The organism is Vibrio sp. SSH13-20 (genome assembly GCF_040104475.1).
Classification (GTDB): domain Bacteria; phylum Pseudomonadota; class Gammaproteobacteria; order Enterobacterales; family Vibrionaceae; genus Vibrio; species Vibrio harveyi.
This window is the reverse complement of the sequence record NZ_JBECOU010000007.1, coordinates 63,892-76,414: the sequence shown is the minus strand read 5'-3', so window position 1 is coordinate 76,414 and position 12,523 is coordinate 63,892. Positions and strand designations below refer to the sequence as shown.

6 protein-coding genes and 3 pseudogenes are annotated in these 12,523 nt (G+C 39.4%); 2 read left to right on the top strand and 7 right to left on the bottom strand.

Going from position 1 to position 12,523, the window contains the following annotated elements:
* Positions 1–470 precede the first annotated feature (470 nt).
* From ABMY42_RS19290 to ABMY42_RS19270, 5 genes and pseudogenes are all read right to left on the bottom strand, one after another.
* A pseudogene (locus ABMY42_RS19290) lies at positions 471–935 on the bottom strand (transposase); the annotation flags it as partial.
* Between the two features lie 293 nt (positions 936–1,228).
* Positions 1,229–1,975: pseudogene (locus tag ABMY42_RS19285) on the bottom strand (ISNCY family transposase); the annotation flags it as partial.
* A gap of 453 nt (positions 1,976–2,428) precedes the next feature.
* Positions 2,429–3,025, bottom strand: coding sequence for a tyrosine-type recombinase/integrase (locus tag ABMY42_RS19280; protein ID WP_349266667.1), 597 nt, complete (start codon positions 3,023–3,025; stop codon positions 2,429–2,431).
* A 231-nt stretch (positions 3,026–3,256) separates the two neighbouring features.
* On the bottom strand, positions 3,257–4,684 hold the full coding sequence (locus ABMY42_RS19275) for a hypothetical protein (protein WP_349266666.1): 1,428 nt from the start codon (positions 4,682–4,684) through the stop codon (positions 3,257–3,259).
* Entirely contained in the window at positions 4,681–9,624 is a 4,944-nt protein-coding gene (locus ABMY42_RS19270; RefSeq protein WP_349266665.1) for an AAA domain-containing protein, read from the bottom strand. Before ABMY42_RS19270 ends, ABMY42_RS19275 begins: the two co-directional genes overlap by 4 nt.
* A gap of 206 nt (positions 9,625–9,830) precedes the next feature.
* On the opposite strand from ABMY42_RS19270, the pseudogene ABMY42_RS19265 reads away from it, so the two are divergent.
* A pseudogene (locus ABMY42_RS19265) lies at positions 9,831–9,950 on the top strand (IS5/IS1182 family transposase); the annotation flags it as partial.
* A gap of 300 nt (positions 9,951–10,250) precedes the next feature.
* Here the strand turns inward: ABMY42_RS19265 and ABMY42_RS19260 are convergent.
* Positions 10,251–10,688 (bottom strand): OST-HTH/LOTUS domain-containing protein, encoded by a 438-nt coding sequence (locus ABMY42_RS19260; RefSeq protein ID WP_349266664.1) that lies wholly within the window; start codon positions 10,686–10,688, stop codon positions 10,251–10,253.
* Between the two features lie 21 nt (positions 10,689–10,709).
* On the bottom strand, positions 10,710–11,300 hold the full coding sequence (locus ABMY42_RS19255; protein ID WP_349266663.1) for a chromosome partitioning protein ParA: 591 nt from the start codon (positions 11,298–11,300) through the stop codon (positions 10,710–10,712).
* A 546-nt stretch (positions 11,301–11,846) separates the two neighbouring features.
* Here ABMY42_RS19255 and ABMY42_RS19250 point away from each other — a divergent pair.
* Positions 11,847–12,401 carry a carboxypeptidase-like regulatory domain-containing protein gene (locus tag ABMY42_RS19250; protein ID WP_050926509.1) on the top strand — a complete coding sequence of 185 codons (555 nt, stop codon included), beginning with the start codon at positions 11,847–11,849 and terminating at the stop codon, positions 12,399–12,401.
* Positions 12,402–12,523 lie beyond the last annotated feature (122 nt).

Genomic DNA, 12,523 nt, shown 5'->3' with positions numbered 1-12,523 from the left:
ACGCTAAGTTTATTTGATTTATAGGTCTAACTTTGAATCATCCTCTAAATTTACATTATGGCAACATTAATTAGTGATCCATAAAGGAAACTAGACAGATAAATTTCACATCAATTATGTTCATATTATTAAGATACTTTCAAATATCGCCACGTTTCTGCGATAATAGAAATATACATATAAATTCAGTTACTATTTTTTGTTATTTTTCTTAAATCGAGACTATATAAGGGCTAGAAGAATAAAGGCAGCTTCAGAGAATTGACTAATAACAGTTTTATCAAAAAAATATATATAGCACCCCACACAAATAAATCAGTTAAATAACGCAATGTAATCAATTACCTTTCCCTCTCAATGAAACTTTGTGTCCATATGTTTCATTGAGAGGGTTTAGAATATTTATTCAATTTATATTTTTGAGACGGTGCGTCACAAATCGAGCCATGTCAAATGTGGTGTATGGAGGATCATGCAGTAGCCTGCTGATGAGCATCCATTTCTTTCACTCCATCGATAAAGCGAACATCTTTCACAACATCCGTTAGGATGTGCAAAACCCCGTAAACGACGCCACTTAGTCTCTGCACTGCGCATTAACTTGTAGACCATCATCAACGTAGTCTTTCTGTTTCCACAATTTTTCGTCTTGTTTGTGCGTAAGCGTACTATGACGAACATCGATTCTATCGGGGTCGTTGTCCTTATATGAACCCAATGCTCTGCTGGGTAATCGTAGAACGCCAGCATAAACAGTCGGTTGCCTTTAGATACTTGACTTTAAAACGTTTCTGGAAGGTTGAGAAGGCGTGATAAGTGTCATCTTTAGTTTCTGCCATCTAGATATCTTATAGTGCTTCCTTCATTCGTGGTTGTACGTTTTTGGGCACTTTGTTAAGCACATTCGCTGTCTTATGTACCCAACACTGCATGTTGAACTGTGTTCTCTATATCCACGGAGATGAACCGGCGGTCAGTGGGATTTGGTAATAAACCCCAGCGTGTTCGCCGTATCTACGGAATCATCAAGAAGGTAAGACAGATGCGCATGAATTTAACTGTTTTAAACTCAATGAAAGAGGAAATGGTTACATAGCAATGTGACATTTCTAACTTGCGGTGCCGTGTGACATTTTTAAATTGTTGCAACAGGGTTTTGTCAATCCCCGATAGAAATGTCCGCTTTGGGGAGAAAAGAAATTTCGTTAACGGGAGTGGCTGGCGGTGAATTGGCTCGTTCGACTCGACCTTTAGCTTGTGAGCTATTGGCACAAATGAGCTCTATGCCGAGCTCTTTTAATGAACGCCCAAATTGAGTTGAGTTTTTAGCCTCAATTCCTTTTTTGTGCTGGAGTGAAATATTGCGTGACGGTCACTGTAGAATGCCTGTGGCTTTCCGTGAGCCTCGACATATTCACGAGTGGTAACCATGTAATCTATGACGGATTCCGTTTCGCTGAATCGTAGGTTCACCAGGCGCCCAGTGGCATCGTCGATAAAAACGAGCAAGCAACATTTGGGCGACGACCTTCAAACCAATCATGATGTGAACCTTCAATTTGAATCAGCTCACCTAAACAGTCACGTCGATGCCTAGGTTGGTAAACCTTTGGTTTACTTTGAGATCTTGGTTTCCAAATCAAATCTGCGATCATCCAATTGCGCAGTGTCTCTAACCCAACAGGGAGATTGTGACACTCAAGTAACTTCTCTCTAGCGAAGGTAGGTGGGAAGTCGGGATAGTGCTCTCTTATCGTTTGTAAGACCGTCAGGCGGTATTCTGGTGAGTGACCTCGGTTGCTAGGTTTGCCTCTAGCTTTGTGAGCTAGCGACGATGGTCCATCTTGCTCTAACTGTTTGATTAACCGACGCACTTGTCGAGGGGAGATATTTAATCGTTTGGCAGCATCACATTGACGCATTCTTCGATCACGTCTTGTAATATTTTGATTCTTTCTAGTTCTTTGGTGCTCATGGTTATCAGCATTCCGGTAAATCCTCTTAAGGCGATAAGCCATAAAAGAGGACATTTCTAAATGGGTCAAACCGGACATTACTATCGGGGGCTTACATATCTGGTGTTCATTATTCCTATTATGTTAAATCTGTAAGTTAGCCATCAAAAACCATGCTTCCGGAGCACCAGAAAGCTCTATACGGTGTTTTAGCAAGAAATCATCACCTAGATAGCCAAAAATCGGTTTGAAAGTTTGTGACACTTTGAACTTGATTTACAGGGCAAGAATGAGTGAGTGCGTTTGAAACAAGAACGGCACAATGATGCCCATTTTTCGTACTTTGTGAATCGTGGGTGTCAGATTAGTTATACTTGGTCATAATTCAACCAGCAACGATCCCGTACTTTTTGACGAAACAAACATTGGGGCACAGGCTTTTCAGAAGAAAAGCCTGTAACAGTTCCTGCCTGTCAGCAGTCTGTTTTCTCAGAAAGCCTCAGAGCGTCTTCTAGCTCAACGCCAAGGTATCGAATTGTGTTATCTAGCTTCGAATGTCCAAGTAAGATCTGTACGGCCCTGATGTTTTTCGTTCTGGCATAGATTAAAGTAGCTTTAGTACGGCGCATGGAATGAGTGCCGTAATAGTCAGCATTCAATCCCAGTTTTTCAGCCCAGTTTCTGATAATAGAACGGTAAAATGAGTAGCTGATAGGTTGCCCAGATCGTCGGCTGCTCAGGAATAGAAAACTGCTTGCCTCTAGGGATGCTGCAAAAACCCACCTGCTAATACTTTGCTGCGTTCTCGGAGTAATCTCATAGTGGACATCGGTGCCCGTTTTTTGCTGGATGCACTGAACCCTCTCATAGATAACCCCTTGCGAAGAAACATCGTAAACATGTAGCTTTAGCAAATCACTCGCTCTTAACTTGCTATCTATCGCTAGGTTCAGTAGTGCAAGCTGCATTAGATCGTTTTCAATCTCCAGCCTAGTTCTAATCCGCCAGATCTCTTCAAGCTTAAATGGCCTTTTGATGCCGCTGCATTTACCAGAAGATAACTTTCTCATGTTGACCTCCTCTTCGATATTATTGGTCAACATAAAGTCTGGCTATAAACTGAAACTGTTCCAGCCTGATAGCCATCGATCACGCAGTCGTTCAGGGTGCTCAGAATCATCCGTGGACAATTCCGAGCTAGAGTATGAACTTGAGTTCGACTACTTCGGATAATTTGAGTTTGGGCAAGTTAGTTAGTTGGTCAAGGATAGGCACCAATCCTCCAGCTACTCCAAGTTATCTCACTTTATCGTTCCCAAGTTCTTGCGATACTCACCATCAACCATCTCATCCAGATACTCTTTAACCCCATCAGAGATCCTGTTCACTAAACGAGGCTCACAGGTCATGAACCCTAAAGGAACTGACACAGGATATACATCAGGTAAGTTAATGTGATATACAACCACCGCCAGTTCATTTTCTATACATAAGGTTTCTACTGAACCACCTAGTAAGCCTTCAACGTAGGTATTTGTATAGTCGAGATATGAAGATAACTCATTTTTCCAGTGGTTTCTTTCTCCTCTAGCATCAGGACCACTAACAGGAGCAAAGAATGCTGGCTTATATAACGCCTTTGCTTTTTTCCCCGAAGTCTTTCTTTGGTCTATTATCTGCTGTAGCCTTGTCGATAGTTCACTAGATTTTCCCCACAAAGCAGTACTAGGAAATAGCCAAGAAAGCTCCTTGGTTCCATCTTGGTGGTTTCTAGCAAGCTTATCTCTTATGCGTTTGAACTGAGACTCCAATAACTTCCAGTTACCTTCAGTATATAAAGCCCCAATGAATGGAATAAAGTCACTCTCCTTACCTAAGTTTTGGTTAGAAAACTCCTTCAAACCAGAAACATCAATGCCTCTTTCTGTTATAAAGTCCTTGGTTTTTGTATCACCCAGTATTTCACAGGCTCCAAGAATTTCATGGATATTGTTTATGCCTGTATTTTGATGGATCGCGTTAGTTATAAGTTCATCTGCTGTCGATGAGTTTTTTAGCTGCTCCAAGTCTTCACGTTCAATAGCTCGACCAAACTCATCCATTTTAAAACTGAGTTTAATTCTAAATGGTCCTTGAGCGACCTGTCTTATAGAGTCAAGCTTATAGATTCGTAATCTTCCTAAAGCACTTGTGCTTTTGATATTATCTAAATACTTTTCTTCAACCAATTGCGAAAACTGTCTCTGGAATGCTTGATTAGCCAGCCTCTCCCTTTTTGCTATATTCTCACTGGGAACATCAAGCCGAAAGCCGAAACTCCAGTCATTATCCAACCGCTCAGTGTGGGAAGACACACAGTTAAATGCTGTTGACTCAAATCCCAAAACAACACCTGTCGAAGCGAGGTCAGTAACTTTTAAAGCTCCTCCATATTCTGAAAAGTACTTTTTCGCTTGTTCAGTTAACTTTAACCTACCTTGTTCCGTGTACTTCAGATCTCCCCGTTCAATCAAGTCTCTTAACGCTTCTCTAACTTCTCTTTCACTCAATCCAAAATATTCCGAAATAGAAATCGGCTCTAATTCACCCAGATGAACAAGGCGCAAAATAAACTCTCTGATAAATGGTAGAGCTTTCTGAGTAACGTATGAGAAACGGATATTGAAGCGATATGCTGGAATAAGAAACTCAACCTCGTTGTAGGTAATATGATCTACTTCAGACATCATCTCTTACTCCTTCTGTTATTAGGCTTCACATTAATAATTCGGTAATCTTCTTGATTTTTACCTCTATGGATATAATCGAACACCTTACCTAAAGGCTTAGTCTGATTCTTGCCCTGCCACATTTCACTTGCCCCAACAACGACTAGCCGATCCATTGCTCGCGACAAAGCCACATTTATTCTGTTAGGAGAACGAAGAAAGCCCGTAGAAAGGTTAGAAATGCTTCTGGTGATTGAAAGGATCACTATTCTGTTTTCCTTTCCTTGATAGCTGTCCACCGTGTCAATTTTCACCATCGACTTAAAATCATCTTCCCATGGTAAATCTTTGAACTTTCTTCTGATTAAACGACTCTGCTCACCATACATACAGATGACTCCAATAGCAGGTTCTCCCTCTTTGACAGTCTTCTTTAACTCCTGAACAAATCTATCATTGTCCGCAATAGATTTAAGAAGATTAATAATCTGATCAGCTTCTTCTCGATTGTATATACTTGTTCCTCTGTCATCTTGATGATACGAGCGTTTACCAAGTGAAGAGGTATCAAGCCAAGTTACATAGCTTTTTAACAGGTTTGGCGCATGTTTATAAACATCAGGTATCTTACGTTCACCAGTTTCTAGTTCCCCATCGTAAAAGCATGAGGATACTAAGTTGCCGATAGGACGAGCCATACGATACTGCGTAAGGAGCTGAGCACCTGTTTGCTTACCATATTCAGACTCAAAAACCCTGGCAAAGTCACTTTGCAATAACTCATCAACATCCATATCATCAGAAACAATACCAAGTTTACGTGCAAGGGCTTTTTTATGAGGTTCTGAATACAAAGGTGGTAATTGTTTATGGTCTCCGACAAGTAAAATTCTTTTACCTGATTGCATCGCTATAGCTAGTTCGCTTGCAATAGACCTTGCAGCTTCGTCTATGATTACCCAATCATATTGGTTACCACTTACACCAATATGAAACTGACCAATACCAACACAAGTCCCCGTTACAAGTTGACGCGAGCGTGCAAAAAACTCATCGTAGTTCACGCTATCTGTAGCAAGAACATCTAACATATCACTAGAAATCTTTGCTAACGCTTGTGCTCGCTTTGCTTCATCTGGTCGAATAGCATAGTTTCTATCAAGCTTCTGCCTTATTAGTCCTTTAACTTCATCAATATCGTGGTCTGCCAGCTTTAACTCATACTTATCAAGCAAAATTTCTGAAACATTACCTTCAAGTTGCTTGTGCGCTTTCTTTAAACCATTTTTATCTTTGTCTGATAATTTTTTACGTTGCAGTTCTTCTGAGATAGATATGAGTTCATCGATCTTTTTAAACAGTTTCAGTTCTAGTAGTGTTACTTCTTCAATATAACCTTTTTGTAATCCGAGCCCTTTACTCAATGCAGATGTTCTATAAGCAGCTTCTGATGCAAACAGCTCTCTTTTCTCATTTATCAAAGATTGAGAATACACATCTTTCAAACCATCAGATACAGCCCCCTCTCGGTTACTGAAGCGAACTACTTCTAGTGGCGTTTTTAAACGCTGGCAGTGACTTCTTATCCGCTCTGCTGCTGTGTTTACAGCTTCATGAGACTGGCTTACTAGCAAAATGTTGTTCACATTTTGCTTCTCAATTAAGAAGTGGACAAAAGCTGCTATAAACTCTGTTTTTCCTGTTCCAGGAGGTCCTTGAAGCAAAGAAACAGGTCCCGTATCAATTAATCGCTGGAAAGCTGTTCGTTGTTGGTCATTCAACTTTATCTTATTTCCATGAGCATCCTTACGGTCGTATCTCGCATAGTCCTCATCATCAACTTCAATGCCATATTCTACTGCTTGTAAAGAACAGTCTGGTTCAAAGTAATTTATTAATTCACTAACAGTACTCTCTTTTGACAGAATCCTTTCTAATGCGCTTCTTCGTTTAACGTAAGACGCTTTATCCTGCCTAGATCTAAAAAATACTATATCGTCTTCATCTAGTTTGAAGGCTCGAGCTTTTAGCTTATTCATCCGAACTTCGTGAAGGGTAGACAACTTTAGCAAAACCTCACCCAAGACAAACTCTCGATCATCTTTGTCGATGATTAGCGCTTCTATCACATCACCTTTCTTAAATGAAGCTAAAGGATCTGTTTCAGACCTGTGGTGAAGTATGATTTGATCTGGATGTTGTTTTACCTTCTCAGGCTGGGCTGATAGCTCTGCAAATGGATGAGATTCAGTTTCGGTCTCCAATATACTGCGCCATAGTTTGGTTGTGGGTATTACAATCTGCTGTTGTTCTTCAGTAGCTACTACCTCTTTATCAGCATCAACAAGGCTTATTGCTTCTGCTTCTGTGTTCTCGTCCTCATCTTGAGATATCGTAAAGTTTACTGCGCGTTGAAAATCATCATTCTCTCTGAGTGAATCTGATAATTGATTTGAGTCATTAAGACGACTACTTCTGACTTTGAGGCCAAAAGGTAATTCAAGTTTAGCCGCATCTATGATTTTTTTGCCAACAGACGAACGAAGCCGTGGCTTAAGGACCCCTGTAACTCTCTTCTCAAAGGGAGAATAAAAAAAGGATAAACTTCCCCCAACCCCGTGAAAAGTAACCATTGCCTGGTGTGGGTTCTTTCTGCTTTTTTCAAGATCTACATATAGCTTTCCATTGTCAGGATAAATAAGCAGATCCTCAGTTAAATCTCTATGCGCAATTTCTATAAATTCATCTTGCGGTGATAAGTCATCTACCAAAGAGCTTTTAAATCTCTCTAATGATTTAAAACCAAACTCAATATCATTGATTTCAGCTAGCACAGCATCACTTACTGGTGACAACTCAGAGTTTTGTTCGCCAAATTCAAGTCCGAGTATTTCCATCCCCATTTTCATTACAGCATAGTTATCCCTCTCAAATGCCGAGCAGGCATCAATATTTGGAGGGCTATAACGATGATTTTTAGGTTCGTCGCCATCTAATTGAAAATCAGGTATATCAATGAGGAATATATTTCCCTCTTGTTTGTCTACAAGAACGTTCTCAGGGTGTAAATCTCCATGAGGAATATGCAAACCATGCAAATGCTCTATCACAGACAGAAGTTTTGTGACTAGCTCTAATCTATGAACACCTTTATCCAACTTATTCCAAGGAGTCGACTCAACTTCATCCATTACTACATATAGACAGTCACTTTTTGTAGCCAAACCAAAATCATGAATCTGCGGCAAATACGGAGGAGACAACGTTTTAAGCTTAGATAGCCTCTCTAAGAAGCTTAAAGTTTTCGACCCTAGGAGAAGGTCGTTGTCTGATGGGTTAACATGAAGCCATGATTTAACAAGCAATCCATTTGATCGATAGATTTCTTTTTCATCGTCTTCAGAAAGCAAATCATCTTCTGGATATTGCCTTGCTAATTTAATACTCCTTTTATATGGCTCTAAAGAAGATAAATCAAAATCTAAGTTCAAATCTGCTTTAGGCTCACTTTCTTTTAAAGCATCGAAAAACTCTTTAGCACTTGAGAATGGCTGTTTTACTGCCTGTTCTAGTACACAGCTATACCAGTCACTGCTATCAGAGATCCTTTCCTCTATAGTTTTTAAACTATTTGGTGAAATTCGTTCTGCCTTCAATACATGCCATGCCATAATTGAAAGTGCATATACATCTATTTGGTATGGCGTCGTTTTATCAGTAACGTTCATACCAAATGGTGCTATACCATTGTTTGCGGAAAGAATATCTCTGTAATCACCAACGGTCCCCTTGGGTTGGTGATAAGCAGAAATAAAGCTCGATAAAGCCACCTCTTTTGAAGGAGATATCCAGATACTATGATCTCCAAGATCTCGATGGGCTAACCGAATTTCGTGCAGATCTGCAAACTTCGCAACCAACATTTTTACAAGGTTATATCTGTCTTGATCAGGTAACGACTCTCCAAATCTACCAATAAACTCATTAAATCGAATGTGGCTTGGAGGAAGCTCGTATAACTCAATAAACTGAGATGTTATTTGATCTTTATGTACGCTTGTCAATGAGTTCAGACAATACTTATAGAGCTCATAATCTTGATGCTTTATATAGCCTAATACTTCTCTCTCTCTTGAAACAATTTCAAATCTTCCCTCTGGTGTTTTTGCTTTTCGCCCTGGTATGTTTCCGAAATTCCATAACCTCAACAAAGCTTCATCTTTATTTGAAGCTTCCGAAACAGAGAGATACTCCTTATACACACCTTTAGGGTGATCAAATATTTCATCTACAGCTTTGTAACCATTTGAGTAAATCGTTTTGTTTTCAGTATTTGTTCTGTCAAACAGTTCATCAAATATCGGAAAGTCACTATTTAGTGTTTTTGAATCTGGATGTGGTCGGAATCTTTTATTGAAAGCATGCTCATTTTTAAAATTAAGAAAATCATTAAGAGAGATTGTATGTTCTTTTTGTTCCCCTTTTAGTTGTGAGAAATCCGCATTTCCTGTCATAACAACTAAAAAATCAACGAACGGTAATCTTCCTTCGTTGGTGAATTTTCCTCTAAATTTCTTGAGCTTATTCTCCATTAGAAATTTTTTATTACGAGTAACACTTACGGGAGAGCGCCCCATATCCTGGTCATTTTTATACCAACGGTCACCTTTGCAAGTAATCACACCGTTGTTCCAATGCTTTAGTTCTATAATCAAGACTTTGCAATGTGTGATAACCACAAGGTCAAATTCACCTTCTTTTCCTTTATCAACAAACCTAAAGCCTGCGTATCCTTTCCATGGGAACATGCCATCGTTCTTTAGAGCTCCCAGTTGCTCTTTCATAGATCCTTTTGTGTCGATTTTTTTTGATTTTTTTCCTGCACAAAAGTGTTTTTCAATTCGCTCTATTGCACTAACTTCATGCTCAAGCAAACCACCGTCCCATAGCTCAATTTTCAAACCCTACCTCTACTTACCTAGCTAACTCCGAAGTACCTTATAACCTATAATTCTCGTACTTAACTCGTTGATAAACATTACACTGTTTTGCTTTTCAAAACGTTAAGCAGATCCACAGGTTTGAGTTTGCTTCGTTGCAAAATTCGGCGGAAATAAAACAGGAACATATGATCTAACCAGCTACATTCTTCAGTTCATGTAGCTCCTTGCCAAAGCCTCGATATAAAACCTTTAACTAGAAGCAGCGTTGATAAGCTCTGAATAACCGTGGTTCTTTAACCTTCTGGATTGATGAGGAAGCGATAAAAGAGTGGAAGCAAGTTAAGTGTTCCTCAAAAACTAAAACAGGCGTCTCATTAAGGCAAATAGTCATTGATGCTAAAAACAAAACCACGTTCTCGATATCGGGAATCGCTATCAAACTTTACTAGCATTCCAGAAATCTGGATCGCAATAAGTGCGGTTGGGCTCCTCATATTCTTCATGCCATGCGGAACCATCACCATACTGGGCACGCACAGGTATTGGGGTTCTTATTAGTTTAAGTAATGTTCCCTTATAGCGGTCGAAGCACACTTTGGGGCAATAATGAGTCACCACATCTATTGAATCTACCTGAAAACCCATTACTTCTGTTTGCTCGCCTTTGTTATCAACTGAAACTCCATACCAGAACGTTTTGTGTTGCGGGTTTTGTAGCGTGTCGGATACTTGTCAAAAAAACCAGACAGCTTCTTTAATCCGTAGTTTCTAGGATCGAAATCTGGCTTCAATCTCTTCAAATACTTACCAATTTCACCAACTTTAGCCCATCCTGACTCGTCTCTATAGTTTTGCCATGCCTGATGCATCAATCGCCAAAGTTCACGTTCAGCGTCTTGACTAGAGTTAGGTTGTGCTCCCCCCAGTTCAACATCAGCATTCAAGTTTTCAATAGCAACAAAATCATCACAAGCGTTTTTAAATGAAGTCGGTGTCATTGCTTTTCCAACACCAATGACATGGATCTCCGACTCTCTCAATCTCGTGGCAAGACTTGTAAAGTCACTATCACTGGAGATCAAAGCAAAAGAACACTTGTTAGCTTATTCACAGTACTTTTCCTCAGCTGGAAGCGATGTACTGACTGCACCATCTTGCAAATGATTGTAAGCCAGATAAGCCATAGTTCTGGCTTTTGTATTGTATGTTAATGCTCTGATTGTTTTAGAAGTTTCGATTAAATCATCTACTGGGATACCCACAAAATCTTTGCAAGCGATGACTTTATCGTATTCGTCACCAATCGCCATGGCTTTGTCAATATTAGCCTCAGTCTTTTCACTCCAATCGTAATATAGGTTTTTCTGAGTTTGACGTGCATCTTGTTTCAATGCATTACGCACTGGCTCTGACACTTCTAACGCATTGATGAATGCCTCAATATCGTCGCGTATTCCGTCCTTGTTTTCATCATGACCAGTCAGGGAGTCGCTTCTGTCTAGTGTGTAATCAAATTTTCGATATAGCAGAGCAAATTGGTCATCAATTGTAGGCTGAGCTTTAAGTTCTTCAGCAAGCTCCGGTGTTTTTTTAAAACTCTGATATTGGCTATTGTGATTTGGCGCTGAAGGCGTGGTGTTTTGCTGGTTACAGCCAGAGAGAACAAGCAGAGCGAGTAGCGATATTTTTTTCATATGCATAATCCATGTTTTTTATAGATATTACATCTGTGCTTTACGGATAGACCAATTGCGTTTTGTTATACCGAGTAAACAACTGGCAACTTAATTCTCCAAATATTTATGCCTTTATCTTGAAACCAAAACGCCCTTAACCTAAGCGAAGGACATTTTTTAAATTTTTTAAGCTTAACTAAACTCATTGTTGGACATAATCATTTGAGGACATTAACAACAAATAACTTCTATTCATAAGCTGTCGCATAACACATCTAAGGAAATTTCAGTCTAATATACTATTGAAAAAAGCAATATTCTTGTTAACGGCAAATATAATAGAAAGCCGCTCCAATGGAATTGACGTCTCATTTTTGACAACAAATCCAAATTGATCACTATCTTGCCTTAGACAATATTGCCAGTTCTGTTTTCAGCATATAGCATGCCAATACAAACTACATGCATATCAACAGGTTGAGCATGTTTAGAAGTTTACTATCGTTAACGCACCTTAGTTTTCTGTTAGTTTTTGCACTTTCAGCTTTTGGCTCGGAGAACAAAATGTTTAGAAAGAAAACGGTTCAGCTGTTCCCTCCAGTGACTGGAAAACTTACCAACAATGGCTCTCCTTTACCTGGTGTTAAAGTAAAAAGAAGCTATGAATTTATCGATGTTACCGATGGTGAAATACATGACTACACGACAACTGACAGTGAGGGACGCTTTAGTTTTCCTGAGTTAACCATGCAATCACGCCATGCCGACAATCCCTTTGCTACCAATGTTATCTGGCAAGGTATTCGTATTGAAAGTGATGATCCAAGCAATGCTGAAGATGATGAAATCTACCTTTGGAGTGCTAACTCTCGCGGGGTTAAACATAATGCTTATTTTGTCGAGATGTTATCTGCTCTAAATTGCGATCTATTGAATCGTGAAGAAGTGATTTATGTGTATAACTCAAATTACCCCAGTGGCGTAATTGAATACCCTATAAGTAGTATTTGCAGATGGCCTAAACGATCTGAAATTGAAAAAAGAAAAGCCGCAGACATTGAAGAGTTTGGTGAGCTTAAAAATTTGGATAAATACGGAAATATTAATGGATTAATTTAGGGAATAAAAATGACAATACTTCCTCCAAGGTTAACCTCTGATCCAACTAATTTTTCCCATTCTATTATTGAATAAGAAACGAAAAATTGCGCTCTTACTTCACATACAAAAACATTTCTAAA